Below are 18,086 nucleotides of genomic sequence, written 5' to 3'. Positions count from 1 at the left end.
AGGGGGCGACTAAACAGTTACGGAAAATCTTTCTTTCTGCGTCATCATACATACGGTCATGGTGATGAATGAGGACCGGTATCCAGCAGCAATACAATTGCCTTTCCTCTCAGCTTTTCGGAACCTGCAACACTCCTGGGTCAGGGGCATGAAATTCCTTGTTGAACCAGAATCCCTTGGGATGGATTTTTGTCCTATAGCGATTGCGGGGTGCAGGAATCGTGTCCGTAGCATATCGACCTGAATCTTGTACTCACCTTTTCTGAGCATCCTCACCTGACCACACTGTGTCCAGGTATTCAGGTTGGTCATTATCCAACCAATCGTGTACTCATCATTGAAAAGGAGACAGATGTTCTGACAGGGCGATTCAAATGCCGTAAATTGTTTGAAACGCTGGCATATCTTGAGACGACTGAGTCAAGGAAACCCACCGGAGTCCTGATGCTTGATATCGATCATTTCAAAGAATTCAACGACAAGTATGGTCACGCCGCCGGCGATAGATGCTTGAGCCGTTTTGGTGAAATACTGATAAAATTCGCGCAGACCTTTCGATTGCAGTTCTACCGCTATGGCGGTGAGGAATTCGTTGCAATGGCATATGGGCATGATGAAGAGAAGTTGTTTTCTATAGCCGAAAACCTACGGATTGCAGTAAAAGACTCGGAAATGGATGGAAATTATATCACCGTCAGCATTGGTGTTGCTTACTGCGGCAATGCACAGGTTTTAAACGATGAGAAGGTAATCGATCGAGAGGAATCCAAAATAGGAGTGTACGATATGCTCGTATTCACGCTTTCGAAGCAACTTGAACATTGATTGATGAGAGAGTGCACTTGCATCGGCGACAGGTTCTTTTTTCTGCTTTGCACTGATGGGGATGAAGTCAGCTACAGCTTTTCCAACGGGAACCTGGCTCAACGCTGCTGTAGTGCGTACACTGTGTTTTCCAAGCAGCAAGGCATTAAGCAACGTATTCTGATAGATGTACTCATTGCGATAAGACTTGGACATCCGGGTATAGAGATTGTGAATAATCTCACCATTGCTCAATAGATGGGGCTGCTTCAAATCAGCTTCAGCCAGTGCTTGATACACTGCATGACCCTTCTTGGCCATCAATACTTCAAACACTTTCTGTGTAAAGAGTTTATTGTAAAGGTTGTCATGCTTATTCATCCCAAACTGTTCCTCTTCACCGCCTGTATCATCTTTGCACATCTGCTATTGGGATGCAACGATTGTAAAATCATGTCTGATAAACTAAGAGGAAGCGTGCATGTTTTGCTTCATATGCAAGCTTCTTGAGATGGATTGCTTATCAGTTTCTGATAGGCAATCCTACATTCTCTCCTTTCTTCGATACTCGGAAGGAGAGACACCCTTGATTTTTTTGAAGTATGTACAGAAATAGGACGTATTGCTGAACCCGAGAGTCTCCCGGATCATATTGATTGATTGCTTGGTTGAAACCAGGAGCGTACACGCCTCTTCTATACGTTTCACGCCAATATACTCGTTCAGGGATATACCCTCTTCACTTTTAAAGATACTACGAGTATATCCAAGTGACAATTCTATCTTGTCAGCAATCAAGTTGGAACTCAGATTTACATTGGATAGATACTCCTTGACCAATTGCTTGATTTGTTCCACCAACTCGATTGTGTGGCGTTTTGAATACTGATGCCTATATTCTTCCAAAATTTCCGAAATCTTAAGCAAGCTCATACTCAGCTCCTCATAATTGCGACTATACAACACAGAGTGCTTCCATTCTTGAACAGTCATACGTTCGGTTGCTTTGAATACATCACCAATAAGACCGGCGATGGAATAACTCAAGTAGTGTTTCATGGAGCAGAAAAGATCATAGTCCTCTTGAGTCCGGAGATTGGAAATCATGGTATGTACCGCTTTCTCATACAAGTCGGTTGACTTCTGCATCAAAGCCTTCCCAATATCAGCGGTTTCAGCAAGAAAGAAGTTTACTTCTTTGCTCTGATTATGCCCAACTGGACGAACAAATCCAACTTCTTCCAATATCTGAGACAGCAGATTTTTTCTCATGCAATCAAAGCATTGCGGCAGGTCTTCCAATCCTACCACTTCCTCGGAGTAGAACACAGAAAGATGCTCAAAAGCTTCGTCATACACACTGATACGTAGCTTTTTGAACTGGGAAACTATATTTTTCTGTTTCAACGTAGTCATGTATACGTACAGATCATGCTCGACCGGCAAAAAGAAAGAGCGCCTTGTATCAATATGCAAATGTTCAGAAACCAAATCAAAAAATCGCTGTCGGACGAGCAATGGAGTTGCAGGGTTGCAACTCTGGCGATGGATGAGAGCAATAAAGAAGGAGCTACCCGCATACATCGGTACAATATCAGTACCTGCATTACCTTTGAGAAAATCGACAAATCGATTCTCTCGCGTCAGCTGATTGTTCACACGCTTTGATTCCCAAACCAACAGCAGCGATGCAAGCGATGATAATCCCAATAAAACCAATACCAAATTCCACCTGAGCCGAACCAACGGCTCCTGGATATATGACATTGGTAATATATAAATCAGCCTCCAGTTCATCTCCTTCACGTCATACCAACAGGCCAGGTACTGCTCATCGGTTTTATCTGAAATAATTCTCGAACCTTTTGCTTCCTCAAAAAGGGCTATTTGTCCAAGTAACGGTTGGTTGATAGCCCGAGTGCCGAATAGACTTGGATCAGGATGACTGATGATATAATAGTCTTCATCAATCATGTAGAAGTTTTTCAATGTGTCCATATCATCGCTGGCCAGTAAGTTGCGTGCCATTGTTTCGGATAGGTTCATGATGATTCCGGAATTGAGTTGGCCATTCTCATCATAACTGTTGTTACAAATCGTATAGAGATTTGTCGGTACATTCTGTTCCTTGGGCAGAGAGAGAGGAATCGTTTTATTGGTAAAAACTGATTGACGCTGATAGAGCCGCATATTTCTGGGTTGTTGATCAAGAAAAGCCAGAAGCGTGGAATCACTAAGCTGTTGGGGGGACTCCAAACCATTAAGACTAGAATAGAATCCATACTCACGATTGTACAAGTAGATAGAATGTATGTATGAATTCCTTGCAACGGTACTATCCAATTTAGCGTACACACCGATGGTGGCCTGATCCCGTGGAAGATTCTGCAACAGGTAATTTTGAATCTCCGGCGAATCATAGAGATCGTCGATGATGGGAACCGTGGTGAATCTCATCTGACGGTAGTACGTACTGACCATTTTCAGAGATGCCAAAAAGTCGTCAACGATAAGAGTCTGGGCAACGTCGGTGAATAACGAAGAAAACACCACTGCCATCAATATCAGGGTTGCCAGCAGAATTGATGTAATGGGAATGAATATTTTCAACACCCAAGACCGAGACGGTGACTCCTTGTTCGCTCCAAATATGCGCATGTTGAGAGAATCCTTTGGAGAAAAGTGTAACATCGGAAAGCCTCAATCTCCACAAAATAATATTATTTCTGCTTTTCAAAATTCATATCTTCGTTTTTCTAAAAGATTTCGGCCTTTCAAAATTGCGAGATAAATAAACTCATGCAAGGCTGAATATAGAATTTATGTTCGAAAAAAGGAGAACCAACATGAAAAAACGTACGTATTTGCTTGTAACAGTACTTGCCTTGCTTTGCTCGGGAGTACTCTTTGCTGCAGGGGGAGCAGAATCAGCTGCTTCCAAGAAAGATGAAGGCCCGGTGGTAATTTCGTATTACACATGGGATGATGGAAGCCACAAGGCCTTGATTGATACCTTTAATGCAACCCACTCACACATCCAGGTCAATGCCCAGATACTTCCGGCTGCAGACTATGAGACCAAGCTTACCACCCTGTTAAGTGGTCGGGCAGACATCGATGCATTCATGGAAAAGCGTCAGTCGGACATGTTTGGTCAGTACGCCAACGGCTATCTTGAACCGCTGGACTCCTATATCAAGGCAACAGGAAAGCCAAACGAAGCTGTAGAAGCGTTCAAATCCAGCTCAGTCATCAATGGTGATATCGTGGTCATTCCTTGGAGAGGTGGTGCGTACTACACCTACTACAACAAGAATGTATTCAAGAAAGCTGGTGTACCCACCCCTGACTATTATGTCGAACGGGGAGAATGGACATGGGAGAAGTTCGAGGAAGTCTCAAAGGCCATCACTGCCGCCGATCCCAAACTTGTCGGCTCAACCATCTATATCTGGGGCGGACAGGGTTTCTTCCAAGCCGGACAGGCAGGTGATTCCATCGTAACCCCTGACGGGAAGATTGACTCCATCGAGAATGTCGTGAAACAGCTTGAAATGCGCAAGCGACTCGAGGATGTTGGTGCCATGTGGTCCTTGATCGACATGAAAGTTACTAAACTGCACTACTCCAAGCAATTCTATGATGGCAACGTCGGCATGCTGCTCATTGGTGAGTGGTTCCCAGGCCAAATGGTAGTTGGTGCAAAAGATGGCCTGCTTGCCTTTGATTTTGAGGATTGGGGCATCACCCGCCTTCCTTGCGACCAGGAAGAGTACGTTACCGTCGGCCTGCCCACCGGAAACTGCATCACTTCTTATTCAAAGAAGAAGGACGCTGCATTTGAATTCATCAATTGGATGAGCGGCCCCGCAGGTGCAGCAGTTGCCGCTTCTTATGGCGTACTTCCCGCCGCTCCAGGGGAAGCTGCCAGGGCAGAGATTGCAAAAAATTTGCCAAAAGGAAATTCAATTGACTATTTCCTTGAGCCAAAAAGAAACAACACCGCCAATTTCAGCCCATACGGTACCCGTGTGGAGACCGAGTTCGCCACCATTCAGGAAGACTTCCTTTTGGGTAACATGACCGTTGATCAATTCAGGACCAAGTTTACCAAAACCCTGAATGATATCATCAAGACCACCTACTAAATCAGGTGAGATAGCCTCTCCTCCAAGTTGTTTGGGGGAGGGGACGCTTGGAGACATTTCGTGAATACAACTCACTCTCTGAGAAAAACAGGGACTATTCTCTCGTTTCTTCTACCCAGCTTCATTGGATTTCTCATCTTTGTATTCTCTCCGATGATTGGAGCCATTGCGCTCTCATTCACAAACTACTCAGGTGGACCAAATTTTCGATTTATCGGTTTAAAAAACTACATGGTAGCATTCACCGACCAAAACTTCCTCTCGTATCTGCTTGTAACTTTCGAGTTTATGACCATCACCGTAATCTTCCAGATTGGTCTTGGGCTTGGTTTCGCCTTGTTGCTTTCTCGAAACTTTAAGGGGTGTTCAACCTATCGCGGAATCTTATACCTACCCAATATTCTCTCCTCGGTTGCAGTAGGTTTGGCTTTCATGTTCATTTTCGAACCCTCGAGTGGATTTATGAACCAATTGCTCGCCTCTCTTGGTCTGCCGACTTCGAAGTGGCTGGCAAGCAGCAAGTCATCTCTTTCTGTGATCATAACGATTGCAATTTGGCAGAACTTCGGATACTACATGGTTCTCTTCATTGGTGGCTTACAAAATATAAGCAGGACACAATATGAAGCAGCAGAGATGGATGGAGCTGGAAAGATCAAGCAATTCTTCCATGTAACACTACCAGGGCTTTCGCCGATACTATTCTACGGACTTACGATTGCAATCATCCGAGGCTTCCAAGTCTTCGATTACATATACATCATGACTGGTGGACAACAAGGTGGTGGTCCAGCAGGCTCCACCAATGTACTTGCCTTCGACATCTATCTCAATGCATTTACATTCTTCCGCTTTGGGTATGCGTCAGCCGAATCTGTAATATTGATGATCATCATCCTGGCAGTCACCTTTTTACAGAGCCATGGACAAAAAAAGTGGGTGAACTATGATATCGTATAGACAAAAACAACAGATTGGAAAGCTTTCTGTGTATATTCTGCTCACAATAGCAGCTTTCATCACGCTCTTTCCTTTGATTATCGTGCTCTCCTCCAGTTTCAAGAACGAAAGCGAGTTGTTCAATTTCCCCTTTCGTTTCATTCCAGAGAAAGTAATCACCACCAACTTCCTACGCTTGATGGACCGGTTTCCCCGCTATATCTGGAATTCAGTCAAGCTTACCACAACCATCGTCATCGTCCAGCTCTTTACCGCAACAACCGGGGCATATGTATTTACCAAACTCAGATGGAAAGGAAGAGATTTCATATTTGGGTTGTACCTTGCCTCCATGATGATTCCTATGCAGGCAGTCATGATTCCCCAATTTTTAATTATCCGGAACATAAATCTCTATGACACTCATTTGTCATTGGTACTGCTTGGTGCATTCACTGCTTTTGGTACGTTCTTGATCAAGCAGTACTTCATGTCCATCCCTGATACATATTGCGAAGCCGCACGTATCGATGGAGCGAAGGAGTGGACCATTTTTACCACGCTCATGCTTCCCATGAGCAAGGCGGTATTGGTAACACAAGTTATATTCTCATTTCGATTCTTCTGGAACGATTTCTTCACACCATTGATTTATATTACAACACCATCTCTGAAAACACTGCCACTTGGCATGACGGACTTTGTACGGGAACAGTATGTATATTGGGGACCACAAATGGCAGCCGCTTTGATATCAATAGTTCCTGTACTCATTATTTTCTTGTTCGGACAAAAATACTTCGTACAAGGCGTAGCTTCATCAGGGCTGAAGGGGTAAAAACATGGACCAAGCAGAAAATTTCAATCAGGATATCCACGTAGTGGACTATCGCAGCAGTTATGAACAGAAGGTCAAGGCTGACCAGTTGGTCAGTATTGAAGGAAGGAGTCTTGAGAGCTTGAATGGAAAGTTCCACTTTACTCCTGATCCCTACGAATCATGTCTCAGGGCACGTTGGTTTGAGGAGAAAACTGAGAGTGAGAAAGGACTCCCACTCCCCTTGGACGCAGATTTTGATGTATGGCCGTTGATGAACGTCCCCGGTTGCTGGAATACCGAACGCAGCGATCTCTATTACTATGAGAATATGGGACTCTACTATAAGGGCTTTACCTACAAAAGCGAGCAGGAAGGGGAACGCGTTTTTCTCCATTTCGAGGGAAGCGCCTATCGTACCTATGTGTTTCTCAACGGTAAGCAGGTAGGAATGCATGATGGTGCATCAACTCCATTTTCCATGGATATTACCTCATACCTGCAAAAACAAAATCGTCTCATTATCGCAGTCGATGCTTCCCGGAGCAAGGATCGCGTTCCAATGGATAATACCGACTGGTTCAATTATGGGGGTATCTATCGGGATGTTATGTTGATCAGGACTCCTAAAACCTACATTCGCAATTTCTACACCCAGTTGAAGCCAAAAACCACCAACATAATCTTTGCTTCTGTAACCCTTGATACACCGCTCGATACTACAGTGATCTACAGGATTGCCGAGCTGGATATTGAAAAAGAGATCCCCATCAAGGCAGGGACAGGCAGTTTGGAGTTTGAAGCCGATGTCACGCTTTGGTCTCTGGAAAATCCCCAATTGTATGAAGTGGAAATCCTGTATGGAGATGACCGAGTTTGTGATCGAATTGGGTTCAGGGATATCCAAGTGCAAGGGACGGACATTCTCCTCAACGGTAAATCATTGTTCCTGAAAGGGATCAGTGTTCACGAGGACCATATCGACTTGGGAAAAACAACCAATGAGGCAATAATCAGGGCGACGATTGCTGACCTGAAGGAGATGGGAGGAAATTTCCTTCGTCTGGCACACTACCCGCATACCAGACGTTTCGCACAAATAGCCGATGAATTGGGCGTTCTGCTTTGGGAGGAAATCCCTGTATACTGGGCAATCAATTTCACCAACGAGGAAACATATCAGGATGCAGAGAACCAACTCTCAGAGTTGGTACTCCGGGACCGCAACCGGGCGAGTGTTATCATCTGGTCGGTGGGAAATGAGAACCCGGATACTGACAGCAGACTCAGGTTCATGTCGTCCTTGGCAAAGCAAGCAAGAAGCTTGGATTCAACACGACTGATAAGCGCCGCATGTTTGGTGAACACTGCCAAGCTAAAGCTTGAAGACCGCCTGATGGAGTATCTGGATGTCATAGGAAACAACGAGTATTACGGTTGGTACGAACCAAACTTTGAGGACCTGCTTACCATCCTGAACAATACGGAGCTCACCAAGCCGGTAATCATCACTGAGTTCGGGGGAGGAGCTAGAGCCGGAAATCATGGTACCAAGAATACAATGTGGACCGAAGAGTACCAGGAAGCTTTGTACAAGAAACAGTTTGCAACACTGGATAAAGCTCACTATGTCAGAGGCCTGACTCCCTGGATTTTCTACGATTTCCGTGCCGTCCGTAGGCTCAATCGATACCAAGAAGGATTCAATCGTAAAGGCTTGATTGATGCTGACCGCAAGACAAGGAAATTGGCCTTTTACGTAACTCAAAACTACTACAAAACAAAGGATTGAAGCGTGAAACAACAAAATCTTGCTGATTCCCAGACCTTGCATAAGATCTGGGAGGATGCTTATAACTATGCCATTGAGAAAACACGAAGTAATATTGCCTTCTTCTCCGATGGATATCCAGCCCCGGCGAGTACACATAATGTCTATGCAAAAATTGCAAATACAGATTGGACAAGCAGCTTTTACAATGGCATGCTATGGCTGTCGTATCTACATACCAAAGACGATGTCTTCAAGGCTGCGGCCGAACATACCCTGCCAGACTATCAACAACGGATTAAGCAACGCATCAATACCAGCACACATGATTTGGGATTCCTTTACATCCTCTCAGCCAAGGCACATTATCTCATTACCGGTAGCGAGGAAGCAAAACAGACAGCTCTTGATGCTGCAGACCTATTGATGGAACGATACTCCCAAGCCTCGGGTATCATTCAAGCCTGGGGTGATTTGGACGATCCTCAGCAACGAGGCAGAATAATTATTGATTGCCTTATGAATCTCCCGCTTCTTTTCTGGGCTACAGAAGTCACAGGAAATGCTGTGTATAAGGATGTAGCTCTCAATCATCTATCACAATCCAGAAAAACACTCATACGCGCTGACAATACCACATTCCACACCTATTACTTCAATACCGAAACCGGAACCCCAATACGCGGGGTCACAGCCCAGGGGTATAGTGATGATTCATGTTGGGCAAGAGGCCAGGCATGGGGTATCTACGGATTGGCCCTCGCTTATACCTATACCCATGACACTGGGTGCCTGAAAGATGCAATGCGGTTGGCCGACTACTTTCTGGCGCACCTTCCTGACGACCTGATCTGCTACTGGGATCTTATCTTCACCGAAGGTGATGAGGAGCGTGACTCATCGGCGTGTGCAATCGCCATCAACGGATTGTTGCTGCTCAGCTCACTGCTTGGAGTCCATGATGCGAAAGCATTGGAATACCGAACAAAAGCTTTGGCGATGCTGCTGGAACTTTGCAGAAACTACACATCTGCAAGCATTCCCCACTCTAATGGTATCTTGCTGCATGCCGTATATGGGAAACCCAATGGGGCAGGCATTGATGAATGCACCATCTGGGGAGATTACTTCTATATGGAAGCACTGGGAACCTTGCTCGGAACTGCAATACAATTTTGGTAATCACTGAAAGGAATCACGATGAAAACCTATGACCTTCCTATTCATAATCTAAAACTTACTACAAGAGAGGATTTAGCTCAGGCTTTACTGATGATTCTCAATCCATGTGAGAACGCTTTAACAAATCACGGATCACTTCTGTTCATAGGCAATGAGGCGGCACATTACAGCCAACAAGTAGCGTTATTGGAGGGATGGTCGAGGTTGCTCTGGGGCTTGGTGCCGCTTAGAAGTGGTGGCTTCAGCTGGGAGGTAGAGCAGTTGCATGCACAAGGGCTTGTAGAAGGCACAGATACACAAGGGCCTAATTACTGGGGTGATGTCACGGATTATGACCAGCGCATGGTGGAAATGGCAGCAATCGCCCTGGCATTGCTGTTGACACCACAGTTCTACTGGGAACCACTGACATCCATACAACAAGACAACGTTTGTGCATGGTTGTCCCAGATCAACACTCATACTATGTCTGCAAATAACTGGAGGTTCTTCAGGGTTTTGGTAAACATGGCCTTCGAGCAGCTTGGGCGAAAGGAGTTCAATCTTGATCTTATGACAGCCGACCTGGATTTACTTGAGAGCATGTATGCAGGTGACGGTTGGTACCGCGACGCTGTACCGTTTGACAACTACAATCCACTTGCCATGCAGTACTATGCTCTTCTGTATTGCCATTTCAGGGGTCAACTTGATAGGCAGCGAGCCGACAGGTTCAGCCAGCGGGCTGGATTGTTTGCTCAGCAACATATCACCTATTTCACAGAAGAAGGGCCTTTTGTTCCTTACGGACGTTCACTCACCTATCGGTTTGCTGTAGTCTCTTTCTACAGTGCTTGTGCATTTTCAAACATTGAAGTTTTGCCATGGGGGGTGATGAAAGGAATAATTCTACGTAATCTTCGGTGGTGGTTCAAGCAACCGATTTTCGACCGGGATGGCTTCTTGACAGTAGGGTACACCTACCCTTCCCGTGCGATGGCCGAAGAGTACAACGCTCCGGGGTCACCCTATTGGGCGCTGAAGACCTTCCTTATCCTGGCATTGGATGATGACCATCCGTTCTGGCAGGCTTCCGAGCTTCCTTTACCCGACCTTGCGAAAACCACTCTATTGCTGCAGCCGAAGGTCATCATGCAACGGACGGAGGATGATGATGTGGTTATGCTCAATGCAGGTCAGTATCCTGCATATCACATGTTGCATATCGCAGAAAAGTATGCAAAATTCGCCTATAGTGCACGTTATACATTCAGTACATCGGCTTCCTACTACGAATTCCCACAATGTGGCTGCGACAGCATGCTCTACGTCAGTGATGATGGCCAATATTATCGGCCGAGACGTGAGACGGAGGAATTGCATATCAGTAAAGAGTATCTGTGCTCTGTATGGCATCCGTATAGTGATGTTGCAATCACGACCTATCTGATTCCTCTAGGATTCTTCCATATCCGTATCCATGTGGTTACGACAGAGAGGGAGCTCCATACCAAGGAAGGTGGATTCGCTATTGCACTGTATGACGGATGGAAGATTGCCATACCTCCTGCGTTGGAGTATCAAAACAGTGCATCACTCTCGATAGCTACGCATTCAGATGTAAGTCATATCAGCGATCCACTGTCAGATAGATCGGCTGAAGCAGTCAAACCCATGCCGAACCTGAATCTCGGAGCCTCCAACACCATCGTCCCCATACTCTCCTATACCATACAGGCACATACCCAAAAGACTTTAATCAGCTGTGTAGGTGCATGGAGAAATACTCATAGGCATCCAAATATTCCATGTATTGACTATGATAGAGAAAAGCAGGAAGTGGAGGTTGGGACATTGCGGATACAACTGGCGCAGTAAATGTGAGGGATCCTACCAAGGTCCCCTCATTCTTGCTATCGCGGCCACCGATCCTGAACATCAAGCAAGGCTGAAAATAGAGCATGAGGATGGTCCTGATACCAGTAGGCAACTGAACATACATCATCCTGGCGTTCGAATAACTCAAAAGATGGAAATCAAGGGGCAAGCAATTGCTCCTGCTTTCTTTCTGTTACCGATACACATGCTCTGCATGCCACCTAAGATATTCACCAGAAGGTCTCTCTATAGGATTGCTCGGCAGATTTGGGAGCTCCTTCCCGTGATAGGCATAATAGATTTTTCCGTTGCCGTAGTCCTGCTTGTTTGTTTCAATCCACGCACCCGCAATGGGTGCGACCTGCAATCTCGATATTCCTCTAGTAGACATTTGGTTTCAATCCACGCACCCGCAATGGGTGCGACCTGCTTGGCATCACCCGTACGGATATACTTCTTGATGTTTCAATCCACGCACCCGTGATGGGTGCGACATAGTCTGCCATCATTTACTCCACATAAGTAAAGGTGTTTCAATCCACGCACCCGCGATGGGTGCGACTGATGGTAGGAATATCGACACCGATGGCATCGGCGTTTCAATCCACGCACCCGTAAAGGGATCGACAATATTATTAGATTCTATTGTAAGTTATGCAGTCATTTGATGCCTTATGCATTACTCAGTTTTCTACTGTGCGTTAATACTTATTTTCCTACGCTTAGAATGACAAATAGCTACACAAAGAAGGCGAATAATGGGATCGTCAGGCTTTCACTATTGTAAAAATCTGAGATATAGGGGAATCGTCAAGAAAGATTGAATAGTTGTCAAACGATCTTACAGGAGCAGTCTCGTTATTCCGCTTGACAGAAATCCTTGCAAAGATGTCCTGCACTGGTTTATCACCAAACATTGATTCATGTTCAAACACCACCAATCTCTGAGTTGCCATCAAACCTCGAGCTGCCGAGCGGTCCACATCAAACATCTTTAGCAAGGACTCCCAAACAAGTTCCAAATCCTCAGTTGAAAAGCCTGTTTGGTTGGCGAGAGACGGAGAGACAAAACCATGAGCCTTATACAAGCCATAGGGTATGGTGAATTTTCTTCCCATGGTTCTATTGTCCCCCGATTGCTTTACAGCCTCCTCTTCTGTGGTGACAGCCATTCTTGTAATACTATGCTCAGCTGTAAATACCGGTTCTACAGACCTGGCAAAGGTCAATTGCACAGGGCCTCTTACTTGGCCGCAGTTAATTTTGGTAGTCATTACGGCACCGAAAGTTCGAATATCGAAAAAGTTCTTGCACATCCAGGCTTTTGCTTCGTCAGTCTTGTCCCCACCTTTCCTTTTGCCAGTATCTTTTTCCAAGTCAACATCAAGTGCAACATATGCCCTCTTGTTTGTATTGTTGAGGATTGCTTTCTCTTTGATGTAAATCTCATAGGGAGGTTGATCGCCTTTTACCAACCCAACATAGTTACGAATCTTTCTCTTAAGGCAAACATCTGTGACAAGCCCCTCACCTGTTTCTGGATCAATTCTTGGGAGATTACCCGCATCTGGATCACCATTCGGGTTTCCATCCTTGACATCAAAAAACAACACAAAATCATACCGTTTCGTCAATTCCATACTATATCTCCTTTTATTCACTATCTTTCTTTGTGTAGAACGCTTGTTTTTGGTGATAGTATCCAACTGCGAATTTTCCCTGCTCATACAGCCCTAAATACGCAGGGAACTCTGAAATATGTCCGGTGATTTCCCCTACCAATTTCTCGAAATACACCTTACGTCCAACCGTCTCCAACTTTTCCATGTGATACCTCATCAGCCGCATCAGTGTACCAAAGACTGTAACGGGAGTACTGCAGGCAGCACCGTAATAACAATCTGTTATCGTAGAATTCAAACCCGGATTTGCCTCCACCTGAATCTTCTCCAAGGTTGCCATCAATCTCCCCAGTTGATAACCGATTGATGCTTGATCGACATCCAAAGCCATCTGCAACTCCTTTTCATCCGGATTGGGATGACATCGTAATAATCTATTCAGACATGCCTTGATCAATGAAGCTCTCACGGCATTCACCCTCGCTTCACTGTCACTCTTGATCCGCCTTACAACACCCACAAGCAGACTGTGTGGATAGGGGGTTCCAAGCAAAATCGCTTGCATAAAATCACCAGAAAGATTTGGAGGAATATTCTCACTCTTCCCTTGTGGAGCAGTCTGTAACAACAAGCGCCAGATTGAGTAAAATTCAGGCTCGAACAAAGATTTGGTGATACTTAAATCTTCAAAGTGCTGTCTGATATGCAAGGCAAATTCTGCCATATCCCCTACCAGCCAAAATCGAATCGACAGCCTTGCAGCATTGGGAGCCAAGCCTAATACATAAAAGATGCTTGGCTCCTTGCTGCTGTAATATTCTCCTGTTTTTGGTGAATCAAAAAGGCTGCGGATGCATTGGGAGTTTGCATGGGGGTCATCCATGGGAGGCTCACTGAACATTTGTTGGAATTCCGACTCAAAAGCACTCTCTTTCTCTGACCAGAAGACAGTAGAAGCATCCCCAATTTGCATACGCTGTCTTGAATCCCGTGCCAGCAGTGTATTGAGGGCTGTTGTATACGCAAACATTGCCCGCTCACCAATCGGGGCATTCTCACCTTGCTTCTTTCCATACGATTGGAAAGGGTCCAGATTGAAAGATACAATATTCGCACCGACGGATTGAGCACCATAGACACCCTTGATTGCTGTGTGCAACTGACTTGTCGCATCAAGATTTCCCGTAATCAGGCAGCGATGCTTATCAGAACCCGTATTTGTGACGGGATACACTGATGTAACATCCTCGTCTTGGCAATATAGAAATAAATCATCGACAAACCTGATAGCCAGGTTGGCATTCGTTCGAACTATATCCTTCCAAATGGCAAATTGATTCAACATCGGTTCATCAACCGCCGTCAGGAACTTCAAACAAGCACTTTTCTTCACAGAATCACGAAGAGTCCCCTCGACCTTTTGGATGAATGCTATATGCTGTTCAACCGCACGTCTTCCAGCTTTCTGGATTTCTGCTTTGTTGCGGCCTTCTGTTTTGATAACCCCTGTTACATAGGTCATCGAGTCCCATAACAGATTGGAAGCAACACCCGAAGACCTCTTGATTGGTTGCGGGACAAGGTACACTTTCCCTCTCAAACTCTTTTCGTGATATTCTCGGGTATCCTCTATCTGAACCAATGCACCCTGAAGATTGATGACCAAAACGAATGGAATCTCAACTTTTGCCCAGCCATGAGGTGCAATATCGCTCTTGGGATCAGCAGCAAGACGGTCATAATAGCCCTTCAACGCTTGTAGAATCATGCAAGCACCTCCACCATTCTTCTATCAGTGTTCACGACACCGTTTATCATGACTGCATGGAAGAACAATGGCCTGATATCGGCAGTATCAGAGAAATCCAGGTCGTACAGCATCCAACCCAAATTCGCATCTTCTTGCAGAGGAGAAGCCAAAACATCACTTGCAGGATCAACCAGCTTGAAGAAACAAGCAAACTCCCGGCATCCAAGATATGGCCGATGAAAGCATTGCCCATGCTTTGCCCTCCGCTCAAACATTGCAGCGTATTTGGCAGGGCACTCATCTAGCCCAGCAGCCAATCCATTTCTTTCTGATCGTCCGACATACTCAAACCAGGCATGCAATCGGTAATGGACATCACGGAGGATCAGACTCGCCCTTTGCTGTCTCTCATCTTCTACACAGAAACCCATGGGCTCCTGATAGGAACCATTCATCTGTAAACGTGAAGGCGAAGGAATAACCTTACCAACTTCATTTCTTCGGATTGATGTTGTTCTGATGGGGTTGAGGATCTCAATCTCTGTGATGTGCCAGCGAATAGCTGGTTTCCAAAAGATTGCTTCATAAATTGCTCTTGCAGCGGAAGGAGTAATCACATCATAACTGACTCGCTCCACCTTCATCTCGGGTCTTGTAAAACAAGCATAGTCTCCCCAGACTTCCAATACCCAATCTTTCACACCTTCCTCCTTGTTTCATCCAATATATGCAGTTGGATCGGATGGCAATTCATCAACCAACAACCCGACAGACTCGCTGTATTCGACATCGCATTGCAACGCGAACACCTTTGGGTATACCTCCTTTAGGGAGCCCCGTTGCAACAATGCTTGAAACTGATTTTTATAGATACTGACTGCATATCGCTGCAATTTCCTAAAAAGATACCGTGCAGAGGGTTCCATCTGTGTATCTATAAATTGCAAGCGCTCAATCAGACTCTTCCCTGCTCCGTAAGGGATGAGAATGGTTTCAGAATTACTATCGTCGATGAGCGTGAATGCCTTTGCAGCCGACCTGAACTGTATTCCCATAGTCTTGCTGTCTGGTTTCAGCAAATTTAGAATATGGTGAGAATCAAGTGAATCAGCTTTCCAATACAGGACTGTAAAGTATTTCTTATACAGATCAGCGTCAAAAAAATTACCAGTTGCTTCATGCAGAAGTATTTCTGTGATTTCGCTTGCTTTTCGAAGGATTCCTGGAGGAGCTTTTCTAGCAGGGGTAAAGAGAATGACCTGTCCAAGTTGGCCAACCAGCTTGCCTTCTCGATTGCAACGCCCTGCTGCCTGTACAATTGAATCGATACCTGCCAAGGCTCTGAATACAACTGGGAAATCTATATCCACACCAGCTTCGACCAACTGAGTACTAATCACCCGAACCGGTTGATTAGTCTTGAGACTTTCCTTGATCTGCTTGATTATTTCAGTTCTGTGTTGAGGACACATGAGAGCAGATAGATGTATTGTTCCTGGGGGCATCAATGCATAGAGCTCCCTACAACTTTTCCGATCAGAAACGATACAAAGAACCTTGTCGTAAGTCACCAGCCTTGCAGCCAGCTCTTCCCAGGAAATTGGAGTGTTTGGATCACAAAGTTCAATGTTGACTCTTTTCAATATACGGAATAAGGAAGGAACATCTTTGATTATCTCACGTATCAATCCTTTCTCGAATCCAGGAAATGATGGAAATTGTGAACTCTTCTCAAATGAGGGCTGTGTTGCTGTACAGAACACCAAACTGGTTCGATAATGTGTCGCCAATTGCTCAATACTTTCAAGAATTGGGTGAAGGAACTCGACAGGTAGCAATTGGGCCTCATCAAAAATAACAACACTTTCTGCAATATTATGAAGCTTTCGACAGCGCCCAGGCCGAGAAGCGTAAAGTGATTCCAAGAATTGTACGTTGGTCGTCACAATAATTGGAGCGTCCCAATTCTCTGAAGCCAGTCGTATCTTCTGAGATTGATAATCACTATCAAAATTTGAGTGATGCTCAATCACTTGGTCATCACCGAACACATTACGGAAAACATCTACAGTTTGCTCAATAATGCTGGTATAAGGTATAACATAAATGATCCGTTTCTTGTTAAATCGTTTTGCATGCTCCAATGCAAAGCCCAGGCTGGCGAGTGTTTTACCCCCTCCTGTCGGGACAGTCAATGAGAAAAGACCAGGAGAAAGCTGTGCAGCAGTACGGCAATCAGCAAGTACTTGATTTCGCATCTGGTTCACAGATAAAGCCGCAGTTGCTTGAGTTGCAAGTGAAATCATATGTGAATCGAAGAGCTTGAGTAATTGCTCTATGTTGTAAAAACCAGTCCTCAGGTTGGACACTTCCTTTTGCATGTATTGCTCGGTATCTAAAAAGTCTCCATCCACCAAGCAGGAGAATACCATCCTGATCCAGAATGAAACATCAAGCGTGTTGGGGTTGAACAACCTGGGCAATTTCGGTAGTGGATCCTTTATCAAGGGTTCAATATATTCGGAAGGAATGGAGGAATACTTCGAATCCCCTTGCTGCAAGCGATACTTCAAGGAAGCCGTGGAGCCCTCCCAATCTGGAAGTCCGGCATGATGACCGGCAATAATATAGGAGAGTATCCTTCCGATGTGGATTGGAAACAATTGCTCAACCGCAACAGCGCCTAAAGAGGAGTGATCAAGAGTTTTATCTCTTTCAGGTTCGCCCTCTTTCTCAAAACCAATCTTCTCCCGGATATATATCTGCCATTCTGGGGTGCTCTTCCCAAGATCATGTGCAAGCCCTGCAAGCTTGCCCCAGAATGAAGAGGAAAATGACCCAGCAAAACTTCCACTTAAGGAAGCAACCATTTCAAGGTGGCCTTTTAAACTTTGAGGAGGAGCCCATATTCCTTGTTCATCTTGTGCTATGTGAGCAATTACAGTTGGAGCCAGCATGACTATCCTGCTTTTACTATTAGTAGGTTTTTATCTCTATAACTATAATAGTACTTATCATTTGTTAAGTCAAATAGAATAATACTTCACTGCCAGTTGTATCGCTTTTCAGCTCAAACTGTCCAAAGACCAAATTTGTGAAAGGACATCTATTATAACCAAAGCAATTATTAGGACCTATCGGATTATTGCTTTAACTTACTCTTGATCTTGACCACAACACTGGCGCGCCGTATCCT

The 18,086-nt window shown here is 45.0% G+C and carries 13 protein-coding genes; 7 read left to right on the top strand and 6 right to left on the bottom strand.

The window, feature by feature from the left end:
• The first annotated feature begins 384 nt into the window (after positions 1-384).
• Positions 385-825 carry a GGDEF domain-containing protein gene (locus B3K89_RS00800; protein WP_345906931.1) on the top strand — a complete coding sequence of 147 codons (441 nt, stop codon included), beginning with the start codon at positions 385-387 and terminating at the stop codon, positions 823-825.
• Here B3K89_RS00800 and B3K89_RS00795 read toward each other — a convergent pair.
• Positions 733-1,185 carry a hypothetical protein gene (locus B3K89_RS00795; protein WP_320349467.1) on the bottom strand — a complete coding sequence of 151 codons (453 nt, stop codon included), beginning with the start codon at positions 1,183-1,185 and terminating at the stop codon, positions 733-735. The genes B3K89_RS00800 and B3K89_RS00795 overlap by 93 nt on opposite strands.
• A 162-nt stretch (positions 1,186-1,347) precedes the next feature.
• Positions 1,348-3,462, bottom strand: coding sequence for an AraC family transcriptional regulator (locus B3K89_RS00790; protein WP_320349469.1), 2,115 nt, complete (start codon positions 3,460-3,462; stop codon positions 1,348-1,350).
• 188 nt (positions 3,463-3,650) lie between these two features.
• Here B3K89_RS00790 and B3K89_RS00785 point away from each other — a divergent pair, with 188 nt between their 5' ends.
• The 6 genes from B3K89_RS00785 (at position 3,651) to B3K89_RS00760 (ending at position 11,518) form a co-directional block, all read left to right on the top strand.
• Positions 3,651-4,952, top strand: coding sequence for an ABC transporter substrate-binding protein (locus tag B3K89_RS00785; protein ID WP_320349471.1), 1,302 nt, complete (start codon positions 3,651-3,653; stop codon positions 4,950-4,952).
• Positions 4,953-5,183: 231 nt separating this feature from the next.
• On the top strand, positions 5,184-5,912 hold the full coding sequence (locus B3K89_RS00780) for a sugar ABC transporter permease (protein ID WP_320349474.1): 729 nt from the start codon (positions 5,184-5,186) through the stop codon (positions 5,910-5,912).
• Positions 5,899-6,729 carry a carbohydrate ABC transporter permease gene (locus B3K89_RS00775; protein WP_320349477.1) on the top strand — a complete coding sequence of 277 codons (831 nt, stop codon included), beginning with the start codon at positions 5,899-5,901 and terminating at the stop codon, positions 6,727-6,729. Before B3K89_RS00780 ends, B3K89_RS00775 begins: the two co-directional genes overlap by 14 nt.
• 4 nt (positions 6,730-6,733) lie before the next feature.
• Positions 6,734-8,500, top strand: coding sequence for a glycoside hydrolase family 2 protein (locus B3K89_RS00770; protein ID WP_345906930.1), 1,767 nt, complete (start codon positions 6,734-6,736; stop codon positions 8,498-8,500).
• A 3-nt stretch (positions 8,501-8,503) separates the two neighbouring features.
• The gene (locus tag B3K89_RS00765) at positions 8,504-9,661 is read left to right on the top strand and encodes a glycoside hydrolase family 88 protein (protein WP_345906929.1); all 1,158 of its coding nucleotides are present in this window, start codon (positions 8,504-8,506) and stop codon (positions 9,659-9,661) included.
• A gap of 18 nt (positions 9,662-9,679) precedes the next feature.
• Positions 9,680-11,518 (top strand): DUF2264 domain-containing protein, encoded by a 1,839-nt coding sequence (locus B3K89_RS00760; protein ID WP_345906928.1) that lies wholly within the window; start codon positions 9,680-9,682, stop codon positions 11,516-11,518.
• 767 nt (positions 11,519-12,285) lie between these two features.
• On the opposite strand, the gene cas7c is transcribed toward B3K89_RS00760, so the two are convergent.
• The 4 genes from cas7c to cas3 are packed head-to-tail and all read right to left on the bottom strand — an operon-like array spanning position 12,286 to position 17,847.
• A complete protein-coding gene (gene cas7c, locus B3K89_RS00755) occupies positions 12,286-13,158 on the bottom strand; it encodes a type I-C CRISPR-associated protein Cas7/Csd2 (RefSeq protein ID WP_320349485.1) in 873 nt (290 codons plus the stop codon).
• 13 nt (positions 13,159-13,171) lie between these two features.
• On the bottom strand, positions 13,172-14,908 hold the full coding sequence (cas8c, locus tag B3K89_RS00750; RefSeq protein WP_345906927.1) for a type I-C CRISPR-associated protein Cas8c/Csd1: 1,737 nt from the start codon (positions 14,906-14,908) through the stop codon (positions 13,172-13,174).
• On the bottom strand, positions 14,905-15,591 hold the full coding sequence (gene cas5c, locus B3K89_RS00745; protein WP_298505584.1) for a type I-C CRISPR-associated protein Cas5c: 687 nt from the start codon (positions 15,589-15,591) through the stop codon (positions 14,905-14,907). Before cas5c ends, cas8c begins: the two co-directional genes overlap by 4 nt.
• A gap of 15 nt (positions 15,592-15,606) precedes the next feature.
• Positions 15,607-17,847: a CRISPR-associated helicase Cas3' gene (gene cas3, locus B3K89_RS00740; RefSeq protein ID WP_345906926.1), complete on the bottom strand. Its 2,241-nt coding sequence runs from the start codon at positions 17,845-17,847 to the stop codon at positions 15,607-15,609.
• Positions 17,848-18,086: the final 239 nt, after the last annotated feature.

The organism is Sphaerochaeta sp. UBA5849, from assembly GCA_002432715.1.
GTDB lineage: Bacteria > Spirochaetota > Spirochaetia > Sphaerochaetales > Sphaerochaetaceae > Sphaerochaeta.
Note: the sequence above shows the minus strand (reverse complement) of the source record. Positions and strands in the feature narration are given on the sequence as shown.

What these genes read in the sequence shown, in the direction of transcription:
- cas7c (WP_320349485.1), bottom strand. Translation starts at nt 13,158, where the DNA reads ATGGAATTGACGAAACGGTATGATTTTGTGTTGTTTTTTGATGTCAAG.
- B3K89_RS00785 (WP_320349471.1), top strand. Translation starts at nt 3,651, where the DNA reads ATGAAAAAACGTACGTATTTGCTTGTAACAGTACTTGCCTTGCTTTGC.
- cas8c (WP_345906927.1), bottom strand. Translation starts at nt 14,908, where the DNA reads ATGATTCTACAAGCGTTGAAGGGCTATTATGACCGTCTTGCTGCTGAT.
- B3K89_RS00775 (WP_320349477.1), top strand. Translation starts at nt 5,899, where the DNA reads ATGATATCGTATAGACAAAAACAACAGATTGGAAAGCTTTCTGTGTAT.
- B3K89_RS00790 (WP_320349469.1), bottom strand. Translation starts at nt 3,462, where the DNA reads ATGCGCATATTTGGAGCGAACAAGGAGTCACCGTCTCGGTCTTGGGTG.
- B3K89_RS00795 (WP_320349467.1), bottom strand. Translation starts at nt 1,185, where the DNA reads ATGAATAAGCATGACAACCTTTACAATAAACTCTTTACACAGAAAGTG.
- B3K89_RS00760 (WP_345906928.1), top strand. Translation starts at nt 9,680, where the DNA reads ATGAAAACCTATGACCTTCCTATTCATAATCTAAAACTTACTACAAGA.
- B3K89_RS00780 (WP_320349474.1), top strand. Translation starts at nt 5,184, where the DNA reads ATGGTAGCATTCACCGACCAAAACTTCCTCTCGTATCTGCTTGTAACT.
- cas3 (WP_345906926.1), bottom strand. Translation starts at nt 17,847, where the DNA reads ATGCTGGCTCCAACTGTAATTGCTCACATAGCACAAGATGAACAAGGA.
- B3K89_RS00770 (WP_345906930.1), top strand. Translation starts at nt 6,734, where the DNA reads ATGGACCAAGCAGAAAATTTCAATCAGGATATCCACGTAGTGGACTAT.